The sequence below is a fragment of the Zunongwangia profunda SM-A87 genome, assembly GCF_000023465.1.
In the GTDB taxonomy this organism is placed as follows: domain Bacteria; phylum Bacteroidota; class Bacteroidia; order Flavobacteriales; family Flavobacteriaceae; genus Zunongwangia; species Zunongwangia profunda.
The window spans coordinates 765,001-790,582 of the sequence record NC_014041.1; the positions used below are offsets into that span (position 1 = coordinate 765,001).

The window sequence follows — 25,582 nt, forward strand, 5'->3', positions numbered from 1 at the left end:
AGAAATATCAAAAAATTATCTAAATTGAATAGGTTATCAAAAATAGGGTGGATTATAGGCCTAATCGCAATTATAGTTGTTGCAATATATATCTGGAGAATGGTCGGGAAACCTTATTACAGAATTAGCCTGATGGGAACTGAATATATTGAAAATGCTGATCAATTAAGCTATGCTAATGAACATCTTGAAGATAATCTAATATTGATTAAAAAGTACATGTATTCAAAAGATGTAATGTTAATAGGTTTTGGGGGTGGAGGTAGCCGAACTGATGATTATTTTTCCTATGGACTTACTAATAGTAATAAAGATATTCTAATAGAACCTGAATACCAGTTTATATCTTCAAAAGTAAATTCAGATAATGAGGTGATCATATACGGACTTCCCTATATTGTTAAAGGAAACGAAAAAATGGTGTTTTATAAAATTGAAAATGGAAAACTTAAAGAGATACCTGAAAAAGATAGTTGGTAGTAAAGCTTCGAGTTAGAATTTAAATCACTTTGATTGGCTTGAGAGATAAAATTATCATAGTCTAATGGATTCCATTCATTTTCAAAATCATCTATAGGATGATTTTTTTGTTTACTGGTAGATATAACTCAACTCATAATTATAAGTTGTTTCTAGTACTTATGTAAGGAACAAATTTGGTTCTTATAAAAGGAAATCCATACATGTAATTCACATATAATATCTCTGATAATTAGTGTGGAATTTATAAAAGATCTGATCTATTAGAAACATAAATAATAAAACCATGCTAAACAGTAATTCTTCACTTACTTATAACAGTAATTTTAGTATTATATAATATGGCTTAAATTAAAACTTTGTGGATTCCATTTAAATTTGAGGCTTAAATAATCAAAGATGAATTTGCTTTCAGATTTTAAGAAAGGAAAAAAAGCGGCCTTAAAGCAAATATATCTTCAGTATCATCAAAATGTTTACGCTCTTGCATTAAATTTTACTAATGATGTGCAACGAGCCGAAGATTTTGTTCATGATGTTTTTTTAAGATTTTGGGAACAGCGAAGGAAACTTTCTGAAGATCATAATATCGAATCTCAACTCATTAGAACTGCTAAGTTTTATATCATTAATCAACTAAAAAGTAATAAGTGGGAAGTGGCTTGTAATGCACAGAAGTCCGAGAACATTTCACAAGAAATTGACATTGAAAATAACGAAAATCAATTACATAGTTTAAATAAAGCCATCAAAAAATTACCTCAGCACTGTCGTGAAATCTTCATCATGCACAAATTAGAAGGGCTTACCCAAAAAGAAGTCGCAGACTATTTAAATATTTCAGTAAAAACGGTCGAAAATCAGATAGCCAAGGCGATTTCAGAGCTAAAAAGGCATTTGATTTAAGAGCAGAGTCCTTCCTTAATTGATTTGTTGATAATTGAATTTTAAGACGCACTTTGTTTAAGTGTAACGTTTTGATTTCGAGTTGAAATCGAAAGAAGTCCAATTTTTAAATTATCAGGGAGTAAAGGAAGTGTTACCAAAATATTAAGGCGTAGGGGATTTCATTTTTCTATTTGAATACTAAATAGAATAGCATAAAATGAAAAATAAAACAGAAAAGTTTTTTTCTGAAGGAAACTTCGATAAGCTTATTAATAACGCCTGGGATAAACCGGTTAATCCCAATTCGATAAAATTGTGGCAAAGAATTGATAAATCTACCACAAATTCCAATTACACTATTTGGAAATCTATTGCCGCCATTTTTGTTATTGCATTTTTAACCGCCATCAGCCTTACTCTTTTTAATATAAATACAACATCAAAACTTGTTGTAGTAAATAATGACGGCATGACGCCAAAAGAGATACTACTGGAAGATGGATCAAAAGTGTTTTTAAATCGTAATAGTGGTGTTACATATAGTCCTGAAAACTCAAGAATGCTTAACCTAACAGGAGAAGCTTATTTTGAAATTAAAAAAGATAAAAACCACCCGTTTACAGTAAATACAAGGGAATTAACTCTCAGTGTTTTAGGTACTTATTTTAATGTAAATGCATATAAAAATACTAATGAGACTATTATTTCCTTAGTATCAGGAAAATTAAAAGTAAGCAGTGTGCAAAATGGCGAAAAAATTTTATCACCAGGGGAGGAACTCATTTATAATAATAGAAGTAAGAAAGTGAGTGTGAATAGTTTTAATGTTAATACAGTACTTGCCTGGAGATCTTCTTTGATTAAGTGCGAAAATACCGGTCTGGATTTTTTACTGGATCGTCTAGAAAATTATTACGCCATAGAAATTAATAATAAAACAGATTATGCTAATTGTAAGATATCAGGTGAATTTAGGAGTGATTTAAGTTTGGATGAGATTATGGAAATTATCTCATTTTCCCACAATATCGAGTTTTTATCATTAAAAGAAAATGAATACAAAATTAAAGGTGAAATATGTGAATAGAAAGTAATATAAAATGGGGATAATCTCGGCCAAGACTATCCCCGGCAATTATTAAAAATAACTATTAATAATAGATGACAAAACTATAAAAATACCTGAAAATTAACTGATAATAATTCTTAAAAGCACAAAAAAATGAAAAGATGATCTAAACACTACGCCCGGCAATTATAGATCCCGGCCAGGATCTGCAAAAAGTAACTATTAATAATGAATAACTAGTAAAATGAATACAATAAAAAGACGTTGCCGATTTTTAACGACAACAATTTTTATGCTGACTATCTATGCTATAGGAACTCAGCAATTAAAAGCACATTCCAATAAATCCAGTAACCTGGATGAAGTGATCCAACTCTTAGCCAGAAATTATGGAAGTATCAATTTCGTATATAATACAAAGGCTTTTAAAGAAGTAGTTGTTTCCGATTTCTCTCCAACGAACAATGGCATTGAAAATGAGTTACACCAACTGCAACAACTTGTTCCTCTCTCTTACATTAAAAAAAGATTTACCATTGCTCTTAAGCTTAATAAAGAAATAGAGCAAGAGCGAATTATAACAGGTACCGTGACCGATAGTGATAATCTGCCAATACCGGGAGCAAGTGTTTTTGTGCAGGACACTAATATAGGAACTGCAGCAGACTTTGAAGGAAATTTTACATTGGAGGTTCCAGAAGATGCCAGGTCACTAAGTGTTACTTACATGGGATATAAAAAGCAAATTGTAAATATCGAAAATCGAACAGAAATTGATATTATTTTACAAACAGATGCTGCAAGTCTTGAAGAAGTAGTTCTAGTTGGATATGGGCAGACCAGCCGTGAAACTTTAGTTGATGCGGTAAGCAAAGTGGATGCTGAACAAATTCAGCAACGTCCAATAGCCGATGTCTCCGCCGGATTACAAGGATTAAGTCCTGGTTTGAATGTAACACAAAGCAGTGGTGATCCAGCTGCCAAACCAAGAATAAATATTCGGGGATTTACATCGATAAACGGAGGAGAACCCCTTGTGATTATCGATGGTGTAGAAGGAGATATTAATAACCTCAATCCAAATGATATTGAATCGATAAGTGTTTTAAAAGATGCGGGAGCTTCAGCTATTTATGGTGCCCGTGGCGCTTTTGGAGTAGTACTTATTAGCACAAAAAATCCCAAAACAGGAAATTTAACGGTAAGTGTGGATGCTACCACCGCATGGAACTCTCCTACTGTAAATACCGATTTTTTAACCGATCCTTATAAAGCGGTAATGTTGGTAGACGAATCGTTTCGTACGGCAGTAGGTAGAAGTTACACAGGTTATAACGAGGAAGATTATCAAAACATTTATGAGGTATCACAAGATCCTTCCTTAGCCCGTGTAGAAACCGATATTCGTAATGGTAGAGAGCAATATATTTATTATGGACATACCGATTGGTGGAATTATTTTTTCAGGGATAGTTATCCTACACAAATTTATAATGTTTCAGTTTCTGGAGGATCTGATAAAATAAAGGGATTTTTTTCCTACCGTAATTACAATAGTGAAGGGATTCTAAAAGTTCAAGACGATCATTATAAAATTTACAATCTACGTGGTAAGCTGGAAATGAAAATTAACGACTGGATCAGTTTCACTAATAACATGCAATACAATAGTTCTAACGACCTAAAACATGGTGGTAGCCAGTATGGATGGGGAGATCAATTTAATGGTAATATCTATGTACATGGTTTGCCATCGTACATGCCGCAAAATCCAGATGGTACGGCGACCTGGAGAACAGAACTTAATAATTATACCATTGGTGACGGTGCCTATGCATCTTTACTTTACGGTAAAGCAAAACAGGAAACAGAAGAAGGAGAATTCTCTAACATTGCTACTTTAAAACTGAATCCTGTAAAAGGCTTAGATGTCACCGCTAGTTATGCCTATCGAAGAACGAATTATAATCGCTATCGGCGATCTGTAAATATACCGTATTCAATTTATCCCGGAGAAGTTAATACGATGGGAACCGATCAATTGACTGAGTATAATACACGATTTAAATATGATGCTTTTAATATTTATGGTGATTACCATCATCAAATTGGCGATCACAGCTTAAAAGCAACTTTAGGTTTTAATCAGGAGTCTTTTTATAACAAAAGTACTACTGCAAGCAAACAAAATAGCATTTCAGACGATTTAAATTCTTTAGGTCTTGCTACCAGTAACCCTGAAGCTTTAGGAAGTGCAGCAGAGTGGGCTTTACAAGGTGTATTTTATAGATTATCTTATGATTATAAAGATAAATATTTATTAGAGGTAAATGGTCGTTATGACGGAACTTCAAGATTTCCCGAAGAAGAACGCTGGGGTTTTTTCCCTTCCGTGTCGGGTGGTTGGTTAATTAATAAAGAAAATTTCTTTTCTAGTTTAACCGATACTTTCAACCTGGTTAAGTTAAGAGCTTCCTATGGTTCTCTTGGTAATCAAGAAGTAGCGAATTATGCGTATATACCTACATTGAGGAAGAATATTGACGGTAACTTTGCCCTAAACGGCAGAACTTTAGATTATATCGCAGCACCGGGATTAAACCCTCGCGAAATTTCATGGGAAGAAGTAAAAACATTTGATGTTGGAACAGACATTGCGCTCTTTAATAATGATGTAAATATCACTTTCGACTGGTTTCAGAGAAGTACTAAAGGAATGCTCACCCAGGGAGCAACTTTACCCAGCGTTTTAGGAACCGGTTCACCGCAGGAAAACGCAGCAGATTTAAGAACACGTGGTTTCGAACTTAGTATAGGCTACCATCATAGTTTTGAGGTAGCCAAATCTCCTTTAAATTTCGGAATTGAGGGGAATTTATCCAATTCAGTCACTGAAATAACAAAATTCGATAATCCAAACAACAGTTTATTAGATTATTACGAAGGGATGACCATTGGAGAACTTTGGGGATATCACGTAGATGGATTATTTCAAACTCAAGATGAAATCACAGGTCACGCTGATCAAACCCGTGTTTCCAATCGTATTATTGCTAATGGAGGATTACAACTCGGTGATGTTCGTTATGTAGATTTAAATGGGGATGGTGTTATCGATGAAGGTGAAAATACCCTTCAGGATTCAGGCGATCGCAGAAAAATAGGAAATACAGCCCCGCAGTACTTATATAGTTTTAGAGTAAATGCAGCCTGGAAAGGTTTTGATGTTTCGGTTTTTTTTCAGGGAGTAGGAAAGCAGGACTGGTATCCTAATGGAGATTCAAGAATTTTTTGGGCAATGTATAATCGACCCTACGATACATTTATTCGTAAAGATTTGGTAAACAATATCTGGTCTCCAGATAATAGGGAGGCTTATTTTCCGAGATTATTTGGATATATCGCATTATCAGATAGTGATGCCTTAGGAGCTGTTAACGACAGATATTTACAAAGTGTCGCTTACTTAAGACTAAAGAACCTAAGCCTTGGATATACTATCCCAAAAAGGATTACAGAAAAATTTAATATCAGTAAGTTTAGGATTTATTTTAGCGGAGAAAATCTTTTCACCTTTACTTCTCTAACCGATTATATCGATCCTGAAGCAGCTAGTAACTCCGTAAACCTAAATCAGCCTTCTACTTCTGCAAACCGAAGTACCGCGCAAACAGTTCCCTTTAACGAAACCTATTCGGTTGGCTTATCACTTCAATTTTAAAAACAATGACGATGAAAAATATAAAAATAATCTTCATCCTGCTTTTAGCTGTATTAACAGGTTGTAGCGATGATCTTTTAAATAAAGAACCTTTATCCGATGTCACTGAAGATAACTTTTTTACTAAAGCAAGTGATTTACAATTATACACTAATGGCTTTTACAGATTGTTGCCCAGTACATCTATCTATAACGGAGATACCAGAGCAGGTAATATTTTGGAGACCACTTTAAGTGAGGAAATGCGTAGTGCCAGAACCATTCCAACTACTGGCGGTGGCTGGGATTGGGGATATCTTAGGGATATCAACTACTTTCTTGAAAATTATCAACGTGGTGATAATGCATCGGCAATTGCGCATTATGGTGGAGTAGCTCGTTTTTTTAGAGCCTATTTTTACTTTGATAAGTTAAAGCGATTTGGCGAAGTACCATATTACGATTACACGATAGATCCGGACGACGAAGAAAGTTTGCAGAAACCAAGAGATAGTCGCCAGTTTATTGTAGAAAAAATTCTGGAAGATCTTGATGTCGCTATAGAAAATTTAAATCAAGATCAGCAATTGTATACGGTAACTAAATATACCGCTCTGGCCTTAAAATCAAGAGTAGGACTTTATGAAGGTACTTACGAAAAATACAGGAACATTAGTGGTTACGAAACTTATTTAGAAGCATCAATAGAAGCTTCGGAAGAGCTGATGAATAATTCACCTTATAAAGTATTTAGTTCCGGAAATCCAAGCTCAGATTATCTAAATCTTTTTAATTCGCATGACGCGGTTGGTACTGAAGTTATTTTTGCTCGAGAATTTAACACTGCGCTTGATGTAGATCATAATGTGAATTATTATACGACAACCTCATCTTACGGAAGACCGGGGATGCCTAAAGATTTGGTAAATACGTATCTAAATGCCGATGGAAGTAGGTTCACGGATCGGCCAGATTATAATCAGGTTTTTTTTACTGAAGAGGTGGCTAATCGCGATCCAAGATTATCGCAAACTATTCGAACTCCCGGTTATACACGTAAGGGACAAACACAGGAGTTACCACCTAATTTAGGCGCCACAGTTACAGGATATCAAATTATTAAATACGTTACAGAGCCCCAGTACGATACCAATGATCAGTCCATTACAGATTTGCCAATTTTTAGATTTGGAGAAATTATATTGAATTTTGCTGAAGCTAAAGCTGAATTGGGTACAGTGTCGCAAACAGATATAGATAATTCCATAAATGTACTAAGAAATCGTGTTGCTATGCCACATATAACTATTAACGCAGCGAACAATGATCCAGATCCGTATATGCAAAATCAATATCCGCAGGTAAAGGGAAATAATGCAGGTTTATTGCTTGAAATTAGAAGAGAGCGGAGAATAGAGTTATATATGGAAAACTTCTTCTGGGATGACATGGTTCGCTGGAAAGCGGGACAGTTTATAACAAGACCTTTACGTGGATTATATGTTCCCGGTCCCGGAGAATACGATTTTGATGGGGATGGTGATACAGATGTAGTGTTTTATAAGGATGACGCTCCAGGCAATCAGATAGAGGGGATTCAATACTTAAAATTAGACTCTGATGTTTTTTTAAGTGAAAATAATCTTATTGATCCACAACCTAATTTTAATAACAGAAGTTTTAATGAAAATAAGGATTATTTGTATCCAATTCCACGAATCGAGTTGCAGTTAAATCCAAACCTGGAGCAAAACCCCGGTTGGGAATAACTTGAAAAGATGAAAAATATTAGGTTTAGAGGTTTACTTTTGCATTTGCAATAAACGCAAAGGAGAAAACACTAACAAAATGATTTCAGATAAAGACGAGAAACAAATAATAGGTGCAAAATCGAAGACTGAAAGAGAGATAAGACGGATCAAGCTATGAAATTAATGGTTTAATGGAAGAGAGCCCAGTGAAGATTTAGATCTATTACATTTTTTCAGGGAGATAGCTATTAAAAGTACCTATTGACTAGCTTAAATTTAGGGAATGATGCATTATATAAGCATCATTCCCTTTTTTTTTCAATCAAATTGAATGGTTTTTTGGAAGAATTTTTTACTATACAATTGGCTGATCATAATGATTTAAAAACCAAAAACTCTTTACAACTTCCATTAAACCTTAATCTTATACAATTTATCCCGGTCTAATAGAAACACATTGTCGTTGAGCAAGAAAAGCCCGTATGTATCAAAGACAAAGGTTTGCCCTTTGGCCGAAAGAAAAGGTGAGATTTTTCCTTCTTTATCGATAGAAAAAATAGGCGCATTATTTTTTTCATCCTGAAAACTTTCAGCAGTCGTTAATAGCAATCGGTGATCTTTGGTATATTCCAAGTTCGAAATATTGGCGCCGCTTCCTAAAACGGTGGTATCGATTTGTTCCCAGGTTTTACCTCCGTCGGTGGTTTTTAAAAGCAAGCCTTGCAAGCCAGAAATGTAGCCTTCTTTTTTAGTTGCAAAAGCGATAGAATTCAAGGATTCTCCTTCTTTTCCGCGGCGGAGCAGGCTCCAGTCCTTGCCTTCATTACTGCTTTCATAAACATTTCCTGTAAAAGAGAGAAGCCTAATGGTATCATCGGGAAAAATAAACACATCGCTTAGCGAGACTTCATCAGTTTGTAACCCATTAAGCTTGACTTTTTTCCAGTGCACGCCTTTATCTGTGGTTTTCAGGACGAGTGGCTTTCCGTTGTTATCACCAACGATAATCCCAAAACCGCTGAGAGAAAACTTTATTTTATAAAATTTAGGATGGCGTAAGGCGTATTTGCTTTCGCCCAGCGTATTGACATCAAAAGCTTCCCATTCGGTATTTAAATCGTCATTTCTAAAAATATAGCGGGAAGCGCCAACCACATAAAACTGATTTTCGTAAATGGCGGTGCTGTAAAAGGCATTGGCAAAACCCGAAAAGGAAAAGCCTTTCCAATGTTTTCCGCCGTCTTGGGTGGAGCGCAGGCGTAACCGGGTGCCGCCGGCGATAATGCCTTCTTTATCGTTGCGAAAACTAACGCTGTTGTAAAACTGAAATCCGGTATTTTCTACGGCATGCAATACCTTGACGGTATTGCCGGTCACCTCGTTTTTAAACTGTTCCTGCTCGGGGAAACTCACGGGTATCGTGTCAATTTCCACATTAAGCGCACTCATGGGTTGGTACGTTTGCTGCGCGATACCGGGTAAACTAAAAAGGAGGGCGACAAGGATCCCGAGGCTTGGTCTTGTTTTCATTCTTTTATTTCTTCAACATAGCATTAGTTTAACGCGGACAAAGGTATTTGATTATGTGAACCGGCTATTTTTTTAGGAAAGGTTTTTTTGATGGGTATTTTTCTCTTTTAAAGAAAACCGTAATGGATATTGGGGATTTTTTTGGTAGATTTATCATTAAACTAAAATGGATATCGTACAAGGCTTGTTGGGGTATAGCTAGGTTTGCAGTAGTACTTCTACAGAGAAAGTTTAATTTTGAAATTCTACAAAAAGTAATAACTTTATATTTACAAAAAAATCAAAATTATGGAAGCTTCAATTATTAAAATCGGTAATTCTAAAGGATTACGCTTAAGTAAGACCATTCTTGAAAAATACCATATAAAAGATAAGGTAGAACTCATTTTAGAAAAAGGTCAAATTATACTCCGACCAATTGATTCTCCAAGAAAAAACTGGGAAGAAAAATTTAAAAAAATGGCCGAAAACGAAGATGATCAACTTTTAATGAATGATGTGTTTGATGATGAAAATTTTGAGGAATGGATTTAAATCAATATGATATAGTTCTAGTTAATCTAGATCCAACCGTTGGAAGCGAAATCAAGAAAACAAGACCTTGCGTAATCATTTCTCCGAATGAAATGAATAAATACTTAAGGACGATTATAGTGGCTCCAATGACAACAAATACAAAAAAATATCCGACAAGAATTCTGGTAAAATCCAATGGGAAAAATGGAATGATTGCGATAGATCAAGTTAGAACAATTGATAAACAAAGAATTGTAAAAGTCTTTGAATCATTGTCAAATTCCGATATTAAAAAATGCAAAAAAGTGCTTAAAGAAACATTGCTGGACTAAGTACTAATGCTAATAACAATTATCGCAAATAGCGGTTATATTTAAAAAGAGTAATTGTAGAAACCAGGAAAGCAAACAATTAAACCTACAACTCCGCGTTCCAACTCCTGAAACTTGATATAGACGAGACCGCTAGAAAGTATATGAAAAAAGTATTCGGAATATTATTTACAATTTGCCTTTGGTTGTTTAGTTGTTCTAAAAAAGCAGACGATACAGACCATAAAAGCGACCTATCGAATTACCACTTTAATGGGAAAATAAAATCTGTAAAATCGGAACTTTTTAATCTAATTATTGAGAAAGACACTTTTAAAATTGGAGAAAAAATAAATTCACTTGCATTTGACCGAAATTCTCTGCTTGAATTTAATGAACTCGGAAACCTGACTTCAGTAAAAGAGTTTCTTTACAACGGCAAAGTAATTAAAGAAGACATCTATACTTACGATAAAAATGACCTATTAATTAAAAGAAAGGAAATTGACAATTACGGTAAAGGTTCGTTTTTATACTTCGAATTTAAATATGATTCTAGAGACAGCTTGACTAGCGTTTTAATATCTAGTGATGGATTTAAAAGAACTCTAAAAATTGAGCGAGATAGTAATAATCGACCAATAGAAAGAAAAACTATTCAAAATGACACAGTCCAATTGACTTACATTGTAAAATATGACAAAAACGACAATTTGATTTCTGAAAGTCAATTTAGGCACAAAAGCGCACCAGTAAAATTAATTGAAAGAAGTTTTAATAGTCAAAACTTGAAAGAAAAGGAAAAGATAATCGAATATAGAACCTGGGATACAATCAGAGTAGAAAAAGAATATCTTTATAATAATAAAAATCAATTAGTTATTGAGAAATTCAATATAGAAAATGACTCTAGTTTTGAAATAAAAAACAAATATCACAAAAACGGAGAACTAAAGGAATCAATTACAGTAATGGGAGAAAATGAATTCGTCATTATTGAAAGAAACAATGAAAATGGGGATTTAACTAAAAAAGCGGTTAAGACCAATGACGGAAAAACTAATGATGTTTGGAGTTATGATTTTAAATATGATTCAGAAAATAATTGGATAGAAAAAATTGAATTTAAAAATAATAAACCTTTGAGAATTGTAAAACGGAAAATAGAATATTATAAATAAAAAACGTTGCCTAACAATGAAAACCGTTACACAAACTAATAATTACAATAAATCCTCATCCCAATCAATCGCTTAAAGCGATTTTTCTCTTAAACTGGATTTTGGGCGCTTGATCATAGGACTTTTATAAGTAATTTTAAAAGAACCCTTAATAGAAATTAAGGATTTTTGGTTAGTTTTATAGGGAAATAAACGGAATGTTTCTATAGGTGTGTTCTCCTTCAATCAAAACAATCGCTTCATCATCCATGAAAAATAAGTTATGGATTTTAATCGGATTTATACTTTTAAAGTTTATACTTCAATATATACTGATAAGTCCCGAATATGAATTGCAACGGGACGAATATCTTTACCTGGATCAGGCTCATTATTTAGCTTGGGGCTACTTATCGGTTCCGCCCGTTTCTTCCTGGATTTCGAGTATCATTTATTTTCTGGGGAATTCTGTGTTTTGGGTCAAGTTTTTTCCCGCCCTTTTCGGTAGTTTGACTATAGTTGTGGTTTGGAAAACAATTGAAGAGTTAAAAGGAAATCTTTTTGCCTTGACACTGGGTGCGACCGGTGTTTTATTTTCGGCACTTTTAAGATTAAACACACTATATCAGCCCAATTCCTTAGATGTACTATGCTGGGCAGCGGTGTATTTCTTTCTTATTAAATACTTAAATACACAAAGGTCTAAATGGCTTTATACCCTGGCAATGGTTTTCGCTATTGGCTTTCTCAATAAATACAATATCGTTTTTCTTCTTATCGGTCTTATTCCCGCCATCCTAATGACGAACCAGCGTAAACTACTTTTAAAAAAAGAAGTATACCTGGCAATGCTACTGGCCTTGGGGATCATTTTGCCCAATCTGGTGTGGCAATACACGAATAATTTTCCGGTGATTCATCACATGGAAGAACTATCAGAAACGCAATTAGTTAATGTAGATCGAATGGAGTTTCTGCAATCACAAATCTTATTTTTTATCGGTGCTTTACCGGTGATTATTTCGGGGCTATGGGCGCTGTTGTTTTATAGGCCTTTTCAGAAATATCAATCCTTTTTCTGGGCGTTCTTTTTTACGCTTCTGGTATTTATGTACTTCAGGGCAAAAGATTATTATGCAATAGGGCTTTATCCTATTTATATTGCCTTTGGTGCGGTATTTCTGGCTGATTTTTTAAAAGCCGGTTGGAAACAGTATTTAAACCCCGTTGTTATTGCCATTCCAATAGTGCTTTTTATACCGATGTATCAAATTGCTTTTCCTAATAAAAGTCCTGAATGGATCGTAAACCATTCAGATACTTATAAAGAATACGGACTGTTACGCTGGGAAGATGGAACAGATCATTCGATACCGCAGGATTATGCCGATATGCTGGGATGGAAGGAGTTGGCACGAAAAGTAGATGCTATCTATATCTCCCTACCCAATCCCAGCCAAACCCTGGTGCTCTGCGATAATTACGGTCAAGCGGGAGCCATAAATTATTACACCCGTAAGCATATTAAAGCCGTTTCTTTTAATGCCGACTATGTCAACTGGTTTGATTTAGAACCCCAATACGTTAACCTGATCCGGATTAAAAACTATAAAGAAAAAGATGATGAACTTATAGAAACCAGTCCGTATTTTGATAAAGCCGTTGTGGCAGATTCAATTACCAACCCTTATGCCCGAGAATTTAGAACTTTAATATTTGCGTTTACCGGGGCTCAAGTAGATGTGAATGAACGAATAAAGGACGAAATTAGGGAGGCAAAAAATGACCGATAGCAATTAGAATTAGCGTAAAACAACTACATTTAAATTGGGCTTTCCTATCGGTAATTCTGAATTGCAAATTACTGAAGTTGAGCAGAAAAATAAGATCTTAAATGGAGTAATTTAAGAGTATGCAGACTCATTAGTGAAATTAAAATAGCCGTCCTAATTTCGAGTTTAATGGAGTTGTTAGATCGATAACTTCTAACTTTAAATTGAATTCCTCTTTTAAAGGGGCAATCATCTTTTTAAAAGACTTTCGATCTTTTGTAATGTAGGCATCAATTTTTCGATTATGAATTTGAGCAAATAGCTTGATATCGTTGATTACTACTTTTCTTTCGCCAAAATCACCAAATTTTCCTAATGCTTTAAGATAAGATAAAAATTTACCAGAAAATTTAGCATCTTTAAAATCAAATTCTAATAATCTAAAGGAATTTAAAGAAAGTAAGTTTTCAGGATTATCCCCAACTGCGTATTCACTTACTACAATTGTAGATAAATACATTTCTATATTATTCTCAATAAAATGTTTGAAATAATCGACACAATTTTGATGAAATTCATCATCTCTTTTTAGTAAACGAATACAAAAGGAACAATCTAGTAGTATACTGGTTATTCCATTCATACTCCCTCAGCTTTTATATCATCTAACCACGTATCGACATCAGTTATCTTATTTAAATTTTCAGAAGCTTTATCAATCACTTTATCTAAAAGTGATTGGTTAAAAAGAGGTTTATATTGTATAAACTCTAGAAGGACCAAATCAGATAAACTATCATCTTCCAGGTTTTTTTTGCCTCGCACTTTAACACCATAAGGTTTGTAAGTTTTTTTTTCGCCATTCATAATTTGTTCCTTAGTGGCTGAAACGGTAATATTACCATACTTACTCGTGCTAATGTGCAGGTTTGGATTTTTCCCACCTTCTTGATAAATCTCCCCATACAAGTAAAATTCGCTCTCGAAAAAGGTAGGGGCAATCATTTCGTAATCTGTGGTTTCATCAATGACTAAAGTTGGATGGTTTTGCATTGAATTGTTAAACTCAATTTTATATCCTTCTTTTAATGCCTTTTTTTGAAATTTATCAATAATCGATTGCCTCTTGTAATCTAAAAAATCTAAATTTCTTCTATTTTTTATTTCACTAGTAAGCCCATTGAATAGGATAACTGCGGTTATGGGCAAGAAAAATTTATGTTTTGCAGAACCCTTTTCTATATCATACGAAATATGAGGACGATTACGTTTTTCCTTTCGGTTGGGGTATAAGAAAGTTTCAATATCAGATATAAAATCTTTAATTTCATTTATATCGATATCTTTAGGAGATAGAGAATTATCTCTATTTGTCACTCTTAATTCTATGTAACCTTGCTCTTCCACTTGTTTAAACTAATGTACAAATTTAACTGTTTAAAACCATACCTATAAAAAAACATCACTAAACCCTCAAATTTAAGAATTTACATGGGAAAGAAAAACAAGTTAGAATTCCCTATTTTTGCGCCGCAATCTCTAGGTAGAATTGCTTTCTAAAATCCTTTTAATTAATTCCGGTAATTCAAATCAAAAAAATCAAGTAGCACAAATGGACAAAAATCTAAGTTAGATTAAAACTGAAATTTACGATAAATGCGCACTTGAGCTTTCACACTTTAAAACCGAAACTGAAAGCAAAGCATACAATGCCTGTCGATTTCAACTCAACGGAATGCATGTTTTGAGCCGAAATGCTAAAATTACACCCAAGAAAGCCGGGCAATTTGTGACCTTTTGGAAACGACAAAAGAATGGTCCCATTGAACCTTTTAGCGGGAATGATGCCATTGATTTTTATGTGGTCAACGTACGGACAGAAAACAAATTTGGGCAGTTTGTATTCCCCAAATCGGTACTGATAAAAAAAGGGATTCTCGCTACTGAAAATAAAGAAGGAAAACGCGCCTTTAGAGTTTATCCACATTGGGGTATGGTGAAAAGCAAACAAGCTGAAAAGACGCAAAAATGGCAACTGAATTATTTTTATGAAATAAGCAGTCTAACCAATTTGCAAAAGGTGAATCAATTGTATACTAAACCATAAAGCATTACTGGGCAAGCGTTCGCCAAACCTTTTTTTGATCTTCTTTAATTATTAGCCTAATTCCTCAGCTAATCTGAAAAATAGTATCTTTAATTTCTAATTGATAGTTATACAAGTCCGAGAGATAACACAATTCCTTCAAAATAGATCGATTACTAGAAACCATAAAGCTCTATACATCCCTTAGTCTGCAGGAAATAATAACCTAAAACCCTCAACTTTAAGAATTCACAAGAATACTTTTTTACAGAAGCTTTTCAAGAGAACTTCATTTTTAGTGTTCTGTAAAACCTGGTTTTGGATGCATTTTTAAGGGAAACAGTAATTGAAATTTAGCGTTTCAGGTTAGATTTATACTAAATAAAATACAACTTGTGGTGTTATAAGTATCCGTGTACGTGTTGCTGAAAAAGGAAAAGTTGTCTTATTGGACTACTTTTTTTACATTTGTACTATGAATAAAAAACGGGAACTTTATTTTTTCAAAAATTACTTTGAGGAATTTTACGAAGCCCAAGCTGATAAAGTAAAGAAGAAAATTATTTGGACTTTAAAGGTAATTGAAGAAATTGATCGAATTCCCGATATTTATTTAAAACATTTGAAAAACACGACTGGTCTCTACGAAATAAGAGTCCAGGTTGGAAATAACATTTTCAGAATTTTCTGCTTTTTCGACTTGGATAATATTGTGGTTGTTGGTAACGGATTTCAAAAGAAAACGCAAAAAACACCAAAACAACAAATTGAAAGAGCAGAACAAATAAAAAGAGAATACTATGAAAGCAAAAAATAAAAACCTGAAGAGTCTTGACCAGTTTGTCGATGAAAAGGTGGGAGAAAGAGGAACTGAAAAACGAGAGGCATTTGAAACAGAATATGACGCTTTCAAACTTGGTGTATTGATTCAGCAAGCCAGAGAGGATAAAGGTCTTACTCAAGAGCAATTGGCAGAATTAGCAGGAACAAACAAATCCTATATTTCAAAATTAGAAAGAAATTTAAAAGACATTCGATTTTCCACATTACAGAGAATTATCAACGAAGGATTAGGTGGACATTTAGACATTTCTATCAAATTTAAATAATGCTAAACACTCAAATCAATAAGCGACAGTGAGCTAAAAGAAAGGGATTAATAATAATTGATATTTTCATCATTTTAGGTCATTAAGCGAATTTTTACAATAAGGCTTATTTGCGTCATTCCGGGCCTGCCCGTCCGGCAGGCGGGCTTGACCGGGAATCTCATACCGAATTTTAAAAATAGACTTTGAAGATGAGACCCTGAATCAGGCTCAGATTGACGACATATTGTGATGCTCCATTCCGGCATACTTTTTATATCCGTAGCAAAACAAATCAATTCCGCAGCGGTGGGAGAGGAGGATGGCCTAGCGCAGCGGTTGCCATCCGCAGGATAAGGAATTTGGTGTAGTTTTCAAGGATGTAAAAATAAGCCTAGACCTTCCTGCCCGCCGGCAGGCGGGTTTGTTTCTTTTGCTTGTCCTGAGCTTTTGTCGAAGGGTTGGCGATGAAAAAAAGAAAGGGATTATGAATAGAATCTTTAATCTTATAATGTATTGAAAAACATAATCTAGAAGATGAGACCCTGAATCAGGCCCGCCTCGCCGGCAGGTAGGTTCAGGGTGACGACGCCTCATTATAATTATTAGAGACGTTCATTCTAAAAGAGAAAATAGAATACCAACTTCAAGGCTGTCAATTCGAGTGGAAATCGGTGACGATTTTTTTATCGAGAATAAGTCTTGAAGTCAATAATTGATATCGGAATGTACGATAGATTCATAGCAATAATAAAGAACAAAGTTGAGGTTGATTGCAAGGTTGTTAGTAAGCATTTTAGGTCATTGAGTAAATTTTCGCAGAAAATTTGTATCGAAATGCCCCAAAATGAAACGCTTTAAACCTGAAATTTTTTACGGGATATCAATAGCATTGTTTTCAAGGACGAAAAAAAGAAAGGAATGTGGTTACCACAAAACCAAACTTCTTGACCATCGTCAAGAAAATTCGGTGAGCAAATCCCTAGCTTTGTCTTAAAAAATGAACGCAAAAAAAGTATTGGTTGCTGGCGCCACCGGATATTTAGGTCAGTATTTGGTCAAAGAATTGAAAAAACGAGGCTTTTGGGTAAGAATATTGATCCGTAGAGAAGCACAAAAACAACTATTTACCAAGGTTGACGATATTTTTGTAGGTGAAATCACCCGTCCCAAAACCCTAAACGGAATCACGCAAAACATCGATTGGGTCATTTCTTCCGTGGGGATTACCCGGCAAAAAGATGGGTTAACCTATATGGATGTCGATTATCAGGGCAATGCAAATTTGCTAAACGAAGCCTTGAAAGATCAGGTCGAAGCATTTCAATACATTTCAGCCATCAACGGAGATCAGCTAAGGCAGTTAAAAATCTTTGAAGCCAAAGAAAGATTTGTCGATGAATTAACCAATGCTGCCATTCAGCAAAGCATTATTCGGCCTAATGGTTATTTCTCTGATATGAAAGACTTTTTAACAATGGCAAAAGGCGGCAGGGTTTACCTTTTTGGAGACGGAAAGCAACAGCTAAATCCCATTCACGGCGCAGATCTCGCCGAGTTTTGTGTCGATAAAATGATCGCCGGCAGCCCAGAAGAAAGCGTGGGCGGTCCCGATATTTTAAGTCAAAATCAACTTGCCAGCATCGCCTTGCAAGCCTGGAGCAAACCCATTAAGATTTATCACTTGCCCGATTGGGTAAGAAAAGGCATTATCTGGTCGTTAAGAACCTTTACCTCTTCTAAAACCTACGGACCCATTGAATTCTTTTTAACCGCGATGGCCAAGGATAATGTTGCCCAAACTTATGGCACACATCATCTTAACGAGTTCTTTAAAGAAGAAGTGAACAAAGAAAAAGCATAAAATAGAAGCCTAATGATACTGGAAATTGATGACCAACTACAACTGAAAAAGTTAGAAAAAACCGATGCCGAAGTGATTTTTAGAACCATCGATAATCAGCGAGAATACTTGGGGAAATGGCTTCCGTTTGTTGCATTGACAAAAAAGCTAGCCGATACCCAAGCCTTTGTCGATACCGTGGTGAAAGCATCCGAAGAAAAATCTGAATACGTATTCACCATTCTGAAGAATAGCGAATTCGTCGGACTTATTGGCTTTAATGGTACAGACAAAAGCAATCAAAAAACAGAAATAGGCTATTGGCTTTCCGAAGCATATCAAAAGCAAGGCATTATGACAAAATCGGTAGCCAAAATCTGTGAGTTTGCTTTTCAGGAACTCCAGCTTAACCGCATCCAAATCAAGTGCGCGGTAGGAAATCACTCCAGCAGTAAAATTCCGCAAAGATTAGGCTTTACGCTCGAAGGAATACAAAGAGAAGGAGAGCGCTTAACCGGAAATGTATTTACCGATCTGCAAATTTACAGCAAGTTAAAAAGCGATGATTAAGCCAAAAAACAAGCAAAAAGGATGATTCCATTCAAACAACACCCCAATTTTTACATCATCACCGGCGGTCCCGGCGTAGGAAAAACCACCCTGTTAACGGAACTCCAAAACAGAGGATGTCCCGTAGTTCCGGAAGTGGCGCGGCAACTGATTACTGAACAGCAACAAACCAACGGAGAAGCCTTACCGTGGAAAGATAAGGAATTGTACAAGCAACGAATGTTTGAGCGTTCCGTGAAAAATTACGTGCAAACCGAAAAAAATGGAAACAACCGGAAGCCCGTATTTTTTGACCGCTCATTTTTAGATACGCTCTGTTATGCCCAACTTATCGGTTCCGCAATCAGCGAAGAAATGCAATCGTATGCGGAACATTGGAGGTACCATACGAAGGTTTTTATACTTCCTCCCTGGCAGGAAATCTACCAAACCGATCAGCAACGCAAACAAGATTGGGATGAGGTACTCTTGACGCATACCAAAATGAAAGAAACTTATAATCACTATGGCTATCAAACTATCGAAGTCCCCAAAACCGACGCAAAAACCCGAGCAGATTTTGTATTGAAATATACTGGAGCATAAAGCATTTTAGGTCATTAAGCGAATTTTAAAAATAGACTTTGAAGATGAGACCCTGAGTCAGGCCCGCCTCGCCGGCAGGTTCAGGGTGACGACGCCTTGTGATGATCCATTTCGGCATATTTTTTATATCCGTAGTAAAACAAATCAATTCCGCAGCGCTGGATGTGGAGGATGGCTTATCCAGTGTATTGCCATCTGCAGAATAAGGAGTTGGTGTAGTTTTTATAATTTTGGGGCATTGAGTGAATTTTCACAGAAAATTTGTATCGAAATGTCACTAAAATGTAAACCGTATCATATAATAGACTATGGCAATAATATAATTTATTGCTTATCGGTAATTTTCAATAAGGCTTATTTGCGTCATTCCGGGCCTGCCCGTCCGGCAGGCGGGCTCGACCCGGAATCTCATACTGAATTTTAAAAATAGAGTTTGAAGATGAGACCCTGAATCAGGCCCGCCTCGCCGGCAGGCAGGTTCAGGTTGACGACGCCTCATTATAATTATTACAGACGTTCATCATAAAAGAGAAAATAGAAAACCAACTTCAAGGCTGTCAATTCGAGTGGAAATCGGTGACGATTTTTGTATCGAGAATAAGTCTTAAAGTCAATAATTGATATCGTAATGTACGATAGATTCATAGCAATAATAAAAAACAAGGTTGAGGTTGATAGCAAGCATTTTAGGTCATTGAGTAAATTTTTGCAGAAAATTTGTATCGAAATGCCCTAAAATGAAAACCTCAAAACCACATTTTTTACAGAAATTTGACACCGACACCAAAATATACTTCAATCCAATTCAGCAAAGCAAAACAACAAAAATGAAATACATACCTATACTATTAATCCTTTGCACCTCTACGCTCTTTGGGCAAAACAGATTTCAAAATAGTTACGACAGTTTAGAACTCGAGGGCAGCACGACCCTTTACGACTATAAAAACAAACAATGGATACTTACCGATGCAGAGGATGCCGAAATTCCCACGCTGCCTGCGTCCACCTTTAAAATCCCCAATTCCCTTATGCTGCTCGAGCAAAAAGCGGTAAAGGACGAAAATGAAATCTATCAATGGGATGGAGAACCAAAATCACATTTTGGATTTCCGTTTAAAGTTTGGGAGCAAGACACCGATTTAAAAACCGCCTACAAGTACTCCACCATCTGGTTTTATGTAAAAGCTTCCCAAAAAATTAAAAGAAGCACCTATAAAAACCTGCTGAACAACATCAACTACGGAAATAACGAGCTAAGTGAAGCAGGAGATGATTTCTGGAATTATGGAAATTTTGCCATATCCCCTAAAAATCAGGTCGAATTTTTAATCGATCTTTATGAAAACAAGCTGCCTTTTTCTCAAGAAAATATGGAAAAGGTAAAAGAACTAATGATTTCAGAACACAAGGAAAACTACACCTTTCGCGATAAAACGGGATGGACAAGAACTAACGGAAAAGACATCGGCTGGTGGGTAGGTTATCTCACCACCAAGGATAATGTGTACTTTTTTGCGACCCGACTGACCAAAGCTATAAATGAAGAAAATCCGAATTTCTTTAGTGGAAGAAAGCAAGTCACCCAACAAATCCTCAAAGAACTCAACGCCTACTAAAACCGAAATCGGACTTTGGCTGCTTCCCGAATTTTGGGGACAGGGAATAATGACCGAAGCACTTCCTTTAATCACCCATTACACATTTAAACAACTTTACCTTCACCAAATGGAAGGCTTTGTAGAAACCGAAAACACCAATTGCAAAAAGGCAATGGCCAAGCTCGATTTTAAAAAAGAACGCACCCTACAAAAAGCCGAATTCAAAAACGGAAAACCCATAAACCTTGAGGGTTTTATAAAAATGAATACCAACAGGCTATAAAATAATGTCTCCAAATAATGATTTCTGAAAAGAAACACTATTTTTATAGTTATTGTCTTAAATCATTTGACTGACATCATTGAACTATAATCCAACTGACATATTTACAACTTCAGATTTAAAGAAAATTATTAATCAAAATGAAATTCATTCTGATATAATAATCAGAGGAGGAAGTATCAAAAAATTAGAAAAAGTCGAAAAAGTAAATGGATTTCTAGGAGTTAGCGATTCAACCCTTGAGAGTTTTGGAACATTAAAAGAAGTCAAGGGAAATCTATTTATAAGTACAAATTCTGTATACTCAAAAATCAAATCTTTAGACAATTTGGAATATGTAGGAGGAGATTTAATTTTAAGATATTCGAATATTGAAAATTTGGGTTCGTTAAAAAAAGTTGGAGGTAAATTGAGTTTGAGAGATACAAAAATTAAAAATTTAGGTTTCTTAGAGTTTGTAGGCGGTGATTTGTTTTTACCAAAAAGAATAGAAAAAGAAATTGACCTAACAAATCTGACGGTAAAGGGAAAAATCAAGTTTTGGAATGATAGCAAAACTAGAAGAAAAATAGTTCCAAAAAGTGAAATAGGATATTCCAATTATGATAAGCTTATCCCACATTGGAGACATAGACACATTTATTCCTTCAGAGAAATTACAGAAGCAAATTCTGAGCAATTAGCATTTTACCACATTTATAAAAGTTTTTTTCTTGATGGTAGGTATATAGACTTAAAAGGCAACGACAATTATTCTTTTATTCTATTGTATGACTTGTTAGAAAATCCTAATTCGGATTTTAATCAATTACAAAACCAATTAAAAAAGCTTTCAAAATATTATCCTAAAACAAAAATATATGGAGAATGCCTAATTGTAGAGAAATTAGAGAGTTCGAAGAATTTTGAGAAAGCTTGGGAATTAATTTCACAAAAAGAATACATCAACGTTCAAAAAATTATTGAATATGAGAATAAACTAAATAGAGAACTTTTAAATGGAGAACTTGTTATAAAACTTGGCGGTTACAGTCATCTAACCGAATTTGGGCAAAAAAACATAAATGAAATAAAACCTTTTGTAGACATACAGCTTGAAAGATATAAACTTGAAAAAGAAACCAAATTTTTTGACTTATTTGTTCAGAATGGTAAACCAATTACAACAGAAATACCAATTAAAATTGAAAAGGAAAAAACTCTCTTTGGCATTCTGAAAAAATTTGAAATCAAAACCATTCAAGAATACAAATCTTCTTACTATGAAGATTATTTCCTTTCGAAAGCTGAATATGAACACTATAAGGCAATTGATGACTTCCAAGCAGAATCAGGGTATGAAAACTCGTTACCTCACGTGGTTGAAAAAGCTATATTAAACCAATGTAGACTAATCCTAAAACAGTCGGAAGATTTGTATCGAGAGACTCTCGGAATGCCAAAAGTTGGAGAAGGTTGGATAAGCGAAACGGAACTATTTTATAAAATATCAGAATATTTTAAAAAAGATGAAGTTATTCATCACGCATCGCCAAAGTGGCTTGGTCGCCAACATCTAGATATTTATTTCCCTAAATTAAACATCGGAATTGAATATCAGGGAGCACAACACTACGAGCCTATTGAATTTTTTGGAGGACAAGAAGCATTTGAAAAAACTATAGAGAGGGATAAAAGAAAAAAACAACTTTGTGAAAAGAATAAATGTGATTTAATTTATGTAGATAAAGGATACGAAATAACTGAAATAATAACCCATATAGAAAAAATAAAAATCGGAGCACAAAAATATCTATAACCAATCACCTATTCTCACTAACCCTAAAAATCCTATTTGATTTTCTACAGGTCTTCCGTCTGATAGGTTTGGTTTTTATCAGCTAAATCAGGAGCTTAAACAATGCAACTAACCTTATATAAATAAATACCAATTGAACAGTAGGACAAAATACATACTTCTAATTTTAGCTACTACAGCATTTGTATTAACTATTTACAACCACAATAATGAATTGACTGAAACAAGTTTTGATTCCATTGAATTAAAATATGCTAAAAGATTCTTCGGAATAGGAGTTTTATGTGCTGCATTATATTTTTTCAATAAGACTTGGCGAAGCTTAGTAACCAAAATTATGATTGGAGCATTTGGAATAAGTTTAGTATTGAACTTGTATATATTTCCCAGAGTTTATAAGACTGTACAGCTTAAAAAAATATATTATGAATACTCTGAAATAGAAACTTGTGCAGAAATGGAAAAACGATTTTCAACTGACTTAAAAAACGGAAAACTCGTTTATTTTCAGTTTGGGATAGGCTACGATATTGAATTAGCAAAGACACTTAAAGAAAAATATAAAATTAAAACTATTGGGATGGGTTGTATCATTCAGTCCGAAAAGGAGTGTTACAATAAATTGCTCAATGAATATCTAAAAGAAAACCACAACGATGGAATAATTGACTATTGAAAAAACGTTGGGCAAAAATATATCCTATAAAAAGGAATAATCCAGTTCTTTAAAATATTCTTTTAAAACCTTGAGGATTTTATAAAAATGAATCCTAAAATTTAAAAATAACTAATGATTTGTTTATATACGGGTAAATTTTTTAGGTATTGATAATTAATGCCTTATAAAGTATTTTGTCGATTTTTTTTAGCCTTTAGGGGAAACCGTAAGGAAGTTTGTGGGGTTTTGGTTATTTTTATAAAGAGGAGATATGATACAAATAGATGTATTATAGTTGCGCTAGCAACATCCTAAGGAATAATCAAAAATTAATATATGGCACAAAACAAAATTGTTAAAGTTAAAAGAGTAATTAACTATTATCAACTGGATTTTCGATTTATAGATAAATATACCTTTCAAGATCTTTTCAATACAATTACTGTTTTAGGAAAAACAAGAGCAAAAATTCGTTATCAACGATTTGGTGATAAATTTGTTTTTATACAAGGAATACAAAATGAAAATAAATTTTTAAAAGCTAAAATGCGTTGTGTAAGAAAAGATTTACTTCCCGAATTAATGAATACTAATACCGATGAAACAAAAGGTATCGATGCTAAAGAAGAAGAAGGGCTTGTAGAAACAACCCATTTCATAATAGATTATAGAAGGGATAAAATAATATTAGGTATTGAATATAACCATTACGGTTCAAAAATTACTGATTTAGTGAACTATATTCAACGAATTGGAGTTTCTAAAAATATTTTAGAAAATGTAGGCTTTAAACCTATAGTAAAAGATGATTTACAAAAACTAAAAAAAAGGATTAACCGTTTCTCTGAATTTATAGTTAAGGTTCATAAAGATAATGTGTCAAAAATTAAAAAAATGGATGAGAAAATATGGCAAGCGCTAGATACCTCATTAGATAATTTTAATAGTGATTATGCTACGATTATTTTAAAATTTGATTATAAACAAAGAACAGAGACCCCGCAAATTGAAAGTTCTGTTTTTAATTTAATAAATTATTTTATTAAGCATCAAAAGGGTAAATATCTTTTTAATAAACTTTCAATGAGGGCAGAAGACGAAGAACAAAATAATTTGTTAGAAAATTTTGATCTTTTAATAGAAAAAGTAAATAGTGAAATTAAGGTACAGCGAAAACCTAAATATCGTACATTAGTTTCAGAAGATATGTTTGAGAAAATGACAAGGGAACTGAATGGCACTAATTTCAGATAAAATAAAACAATCGGTAGATAATTATCTTAATTATGCATCTATAATAGATGCAGCAATAATCTGCGTTTTATGGATTTTAAATTCAAGATTTTCTTTTTTCGAATTTGTACATAATAAAAAGGAGGTTAATGTATCAATCATAGGTAATATTATAGGTGCATCAATTTCTCTGGCTGGATTTATTCTTGCTTCGCTAACAATAATTGTAGCAATCCGCTCCAATATCAAAAGCAAAAATCCTGAACAAGCTCAAACCCCTTTGGAATTATTTTTTTCAGTAGGCACTTTTAAAACTATTGTAAAAGTTTTTAAAATTGCAATCATAGAATTAGTTATTTGCTTCATAATTTCTTATATACTGTGGACAATTTCGGCAAATATTTCAAACGAATTTTTTTTTAAATCGATTGTTTCAATCATATTCTTAATGTCTGTGAGTACAATAAGAAGTTTATTTGTTCTTTTTTTATTAATTGATGTTAAAGAATAAAAGTACTATTGTCAAAATAATCTTTAATCCTTACTCAAACCATAAAACCAAAAATTTCTTTCTAGAGTAATTCTTTTTGTAAGTATTTAAAACATATTGAGAAAAAGTATTATTTTCTATGGTGTAATTTTTATCAATACCCTGCTAAA

The 25,582-nt window shown here is 34.0% G+C and carries 24 protein-coding genes; 21 read left to right on the forward strand and 3 right to left on the reverse strand.

The genetic code is table 11. The features are described 5' to 3' along the window. The first annotated feature begins 24 nt into the window (after window positions 1–24). The 5 genes from ZPR_RS03365 (at window position 25) to ZPR_RS03385 (ending at window position 7,906) form a co-directional block, all read left to right on the forward strand. A complete protein-coding gene (locus ZPR_RS03365) occupies window positions 25–480 on the forward strand; it encodes a hypothetical protein (protein ID WP_148211648.1) in 456 nt (151 codons plus the stop codon). Between the two features lie 399 nt (window positions 481–879). After that, a complete protein-coding gene (locus tag ZPR_RS03370) occupies window positions 880–1,386 on the forward strand; it encodes an RNA polymerase sigma factor (protein ID WP_013070202.1) in 507 nt (168 codons plus the stop codon). A 199-nt stretch (window positions 1,387–1,585) separates the two neighbouring features. Then, window positions 1,586–2,455, forward strand: a complete 870-nt coding sequence (locus tag ZPR_RS03375; RefSeq protein ID WP_013070203.1) for a FecR family protein — start codon at window positions 1,586–1,588, stop codon at window positions 2,453–2,455. 226 nt (window positions 2,456–2,681) lie between these two features. Beyond that, on the forward strand, window positions 2,682–6,158 hold the full coding sequence (locus ZPR_RS03380) for a SusC/RagA family TonB-linked outer membrane protein (protein ID WP_013070204.1): 3,477 nt from the start codon (window positions 2,682–2,684) through the stop codon (window positions 6,156–6,158). Between the two features lie 11 nt (window positions 6,159–6,169). Continuing rightward, on the forward strand, window positions 6,170–7,906 hold the full coding sequence (locus tag ZPR_RS03385; RefSeq protein ID WP_041578641.1) for a RagB/SusD family nutrient uptake outer membrane protein: 1,737 nt from the start codon (window positions 6,170–6,172) through the stop codon (window positions 7,904–7,906). Between the two features lie 393 nt (window positions 7,907–8,299). Here the strand turns inward: ZPR_RS03385 and ZPR_RS03390 are convergent, their stop codons facing one another. Next, a complete protein-coding gene (locus ZPR_RS03390; protein WP_013070206.1) occupies window positions 8,300–9,418 on the reverse strand; it encodes a WD40/YVTN/BNR-like repeat-containing protein in 1,119 nt (372 codons plus the stop codon). Window positions 9,419–9,706: 288 nt separating this feature from the next. Between ZPR_RS03390 and ZPR_RS03400 the strand changes: the two genes are divergently transcribed. The 4 genes from ZPR_RS03400 (at window position 9,707) to ZPR_RS03415 (ending at window position 13,198) form a co-directional block, all read left to right on the forward strand. After that, the gene (locus ZPR_RS03400) at window positions 9,707–9,952 is read left to right on the forward strand and encodes an AbrB/MazE/SpoVT family DNA-binding domain-containing protein (protein WP_013070207.1); all 246 of its coding nucleotides are present in this window, start codon (window positions 9,707–9,709) and stop codon (window positions 9,950–9,952) included. Beyond that, a complete protein-coding gene (locus ZPR_RS03405; RefSeq protein ID WP_041578644.1) occupies window positions 9,943–10,266 on the forward strand; it encodes a type II toxin-antitoxin system PemK/MazF family toxin in 324 nt (107 codons plus the stop codon). Before ZPR_RS03400 ends, ZPR_RS03405 begins: the two co-directional genes overlap by 10 nt. Window positions 10,267–10,409: 143 nt before the next feature. Then, the gene (locus ZPR_RS03410; RefSeq protein ID WP_013070209.1) at window positions 10,410–11,426 is read left to right on the forward strand and encodes a hypothetical protein; all 1,017 of its coding nucleotides are present in this window, start codon (window positions 10,410–10,412) and stop codon (window positions 11,424–11,426) included. Between the two features lie 248 nt (window positions 11,427–11,674). Beyond that, window positions 11,675–13,198, forward strand: coding sequence for a glycosyltransferase family 39 protein (locus tag ZPR_RS03415; RefSeq protein ID WP_013070210.1), 1,524 nt, complete (start codon window positions 11,675–11,677; stop codon window positions 13,196–13,198). A 139-nt stretch (window positions 13,199–13,337) separates the two neighbouring features. Here ZPR_RS03415 and ZPR_RS03420 read toward each other — a convergent pair whose 3' ends face one another. After that, window positions 13,338–13,820, reverse strand: a complete 483-nt coding sequence (locus ZPR_RS03420) for a PIN domain-containing protein (protein WP_013070211.1) — start codon at window positions 13,818–13,820, stop codon at window positions 13,338–13,340. Then, window positions 13,817–14,584: a hypothetical protein gene (locus ZPR_RS03425; RefSeq protein WP_013070212.1), complete on the reverse strand. Its 768-nt coding sequence runs from the start codon at window positions 14,582–14,584 to the stop codon at window positions 13,817–13,819. Before ZPR_RS03425 ends, ZPR_RS03420 begins: the two co-directional genes overlap by 4 nt. A 238-nt stretch (window positions 14,585–14,822) precedes the next feature. Between ZPR_RS03425 and ZPR_RS03430 the strand changes: the two genes are divergently transcribed. The 12 genes from ZPR_RS03430 (at window position 14,823) to ZPR_RS03485 (ending at window position 25,433) form a co-directional block, all read left to right on the forward strand. Further along, window positions 14,823–15,284 (forward strand): MepB family protein, encoded by a 462-nt coding sequence (locus tag ZPR_RS03430; protein WP_083759724.1) that lies wholly within the window; start codon window positions 14,823–14,825, stop codon window positions 15,282–15,284. Window positions 15,285–15,738: 454 nt separating this feature from the next. After that, window positions 15,739–16,080, forward strand: coding sequence for a type II toxin-antitoxin system RelE/ParE family toxin (locus tag ZPR_RS03435; protein WP_013070214.1), 342 nt, complete (start codon window positions 15,739–15,741; stop codon window positions 16,078–16,080). Beyond that, entirely contained in the window at window positions 16,064–16,372 is a 309-nt protein-coding gene (locus ZPR_RS03440; protein WP_013070215.1) for a helix-turn-helix domain-containing protein, read from the forward strand. The genes ZPR_RS03435 and ZPR_RS03440 overlap by 17 nt, the downstream gene beginning before the upstream one ends. 979 nt (window positions 16,373–17,351) lie before the next feature. Continuing rightward, complete coding sequence (locus ZPR_RS03445; protein WP_013070216.1) at window positions 17,352–18,215, forward strand: SDR family oxidoreductase; 864 nt, start codon at window positions 17,352–17,354, stop codon at window positions 18,213–18,215. 12 nt (window positions 18,216–18,227) lie between these two features. Then, window positions 18,228–18,764 carry a GNAT family N-acetyltransferase gene (locus ZPR_RS03450; RefSeq protein WP_013070217.1) on the forward strand — a complete coding sequence of 179 codons (537 nt, stop codon included), beginning with the start codon at window positions 18,228–18,230 and terminating at the stop codon, window positions 18,762–18,764. A gap of 21 nt (window positions 18,765–18,785) precedes the next feature. Further along, on the forward strand, window positions 18,786–19,349 hold the full coding sequence (locus ZPR_RS03455) for an AAA family ATPase (protein WP_013070218.1): 564 nt from the start codon (window positions 18,786–18,788) through the stop codon (window positions 19,347–19,349). 737 nt (window positions 19,350–20,086) lie between these two features. Further along, window positions 20,087–20,968 (forward strand): serine hydrolase, encoded by an 882-nt coding sequence (locus ZPR_RS03460; protein WP_013070220.1) that lies wholly within the window; start codon window positions 20,087–20,089, stop codon window positions 20,966–20,968. After that, complete coding sequence (locus ZPR_RS22825) at window positions 20,916–21,233, forward strand: GNAT family N-acetyltransferase (protein WP_233421352.1); 318 nt, start codon at window positions 20,916–20,918, stop codon at window positions 21,231–21,233. Before ZPR_RS03460 ends, ZPR_RS22825 begins: the two co-directional genes overlap by 53 nt. 79 nt (window positions 21,234–21,312) lie before the next feature. Continuing rightward, a complete protein-coding gene (locus ZPR_RS03470) occupies window positions 21,313–23,031 on the forward strand; it encodes a hypothetical protein (protein ID WP_013070222.1) in 1,719 nt (572 codons plus the stop codon). 133 nt (window positions 23,032–23,164) lie between these two features. Then, entirely contained in the window at window positions 23,165–23,707 is a 543-nt protein-coding gene (locus tag ZPR_RS03475) for an FEKKY domain-containing protein (protein ID WP_013070223.1), read from the forward strand. A gap of 318 nt (window positions 23,708–24,025) precedes the next feature. Further along, the gene (locus ZPR_RS03480; protein WP_013070224.1) at window positions 24,026–24,943 is read left to right on the forward strand and encodes a hypothetical protein; all 918 of its coding nucleotides are present in this window, start codon (window positions 24,026–24,028) and stop codon (window positions 24,941–24,943) included. Next, window positions 24,924–25,433, forward strand: a complete 510-nt coding sequence (locus tag ZPR_RS03485) for a hypothetical protein (protein ID WP_041578646.1) — start codon at window positions 24,924–24,926, stop codon at window positions 25,431–25,433. The genes ZPR_RS03480 and ZPR_RS03485 overlap by 20 nt, the downstream gene beginning before the upstream one ends. Window positions 25,434–25,582 lie beyond the last annotated feature (149 nt).

What these genes read in the sequence shown, in the direction of transcription:
- ZPR_RS03370 (WP_013070202.1), top strand. Translation starts at nt 880, where the DNA reads ATGAATTTGCTTTCAGATTTTAAGAAAGGAAAAAAAGCGGCCTTAAAG.
- ZPR_RS03375 (WP_013070203.1), top strand. Translation starts at nt 1,586, where the DNA reads ATGAAAAATAAAACAGAAAAGTTTTTTTCTGAAGGAAACTTCGATAAG.
- ZPR_RS03380 (WP_013070204.1), top strand. Translation starts at nt 2,682, where the DNA reads ATGAATACAATAAAAAGACGTTGCCGATTTTTAACGACAACAATTTTT.
- ZPR_RS03385 (WP_041578641.1), top strand. Translation starts at nt 6,170, where the DNA reads ATGAAAAATATAAAAATAATCTTCATCCTGCTTTTAGCTGTATTAACA.
- ZPR_RS03390 (WP_013070206.1), bottom strand. Translation starts at nt 9,418, where the DNA reads ATGAAAACAAGACCAAGCCTCGGGATCCTTGTCGCCCTCCTTTTTAGT.
- ZPR_RS03400 (WP_013070207.1), top strand. Translation starts at nt 9,707, where the DNA reads ATGGAAGCTTCAATTATTAAAATCGGTAATTCTAAAGGATTACGCTTA.
- ZPR_RS03405 (WP_041578644.1), top strand. Translation starts at nt 9,943, where the DNA reads ATGGATTTAAATCAATATGATATAGTTCTAGTTAATCTAGATCCAACC.
- ZPR_RS03410 (WP_013070209.1), top strand. Translation starts at nt 10,410, where the DNA reads ATGAAAAAAGTATTCGGAATATTATTTACAATTTGCCTTTGGTTGTTT.
- ZPR_RS03415 (WP_013070210.1), top strand. Translation starts at nt 11,675, where the DNA reads ATGAAAAATAAGTTATGGATTTTAATCGGATTTATACTTTTAAAGTTT.
- ZPR_RS03420 (WP_013070211.1), bottom strand. Translation starts at nt 13,820, where the DNA reads ATGAATGGAATAACCAGTATACTACTAGATTGTTCCTTTTGTATTCGT.
- ZPR_RS03435 (WP_013070214.1), top strand. Translation starts at nt 15,739, where the DNA reads ATGAATAAAAAACGGGAACTTTATTTTTTCAAAAATTACTTTGAGGAA.
- ZPR_RS03440 (WP_013070215.1), top strand. Translation starts at nt 16,064, where the DNA reads ATGAAAGCAAAAAATAAAAACCTGAAGAGTCTTGACCAGTTTGTCGAT.
- ZPR_RS03445 (WP_013070216.1), top strand. Translation starts at nt 17,352, where the DNA reads ATGAACGCAAAAAAAGTATTGGTTGCTGGCGCCACCGGATATTTAGGT.
- ZPR_RS03450 (WP_013070217.1), top strand. Translation starts at nt 18,228, where the DNA reads ATGATACTGGAAATTGATGACCAACTACAACTGAAAAAGTTAGAAAAA.
- ZPR_RS03455 (WP_013070218.1), top strand. Translation starts at nt 18,786, where the DNA reads ATGATTCCATTCAAACAACACCCCAATTTTTACATCATCACCGGCGGT.
- ZPR_RS03460 (WP_013070220.1), top strand. Translation starts at nt 20,087, where the DNA reads ATGAAAACCTCAAAACCACATTTTTTACAGAAATTTGACACCGACACC.
- ZPR_RS03480 (WP_013070224.1), top strand. Translation starts at nt 24,026, where the DNA reads ATGGCACAAAACAAAATTGTTAAAGTTAAAAGAGTAATTAACTATTAT.
- ZPR_RS03485 (WP_041578646.1), top strand. Translation starts at nt 24,924, where the DNA reads ATGGCACTAATTTCAGATAAAATAAAACAATCGGTAGATAATTATCTT.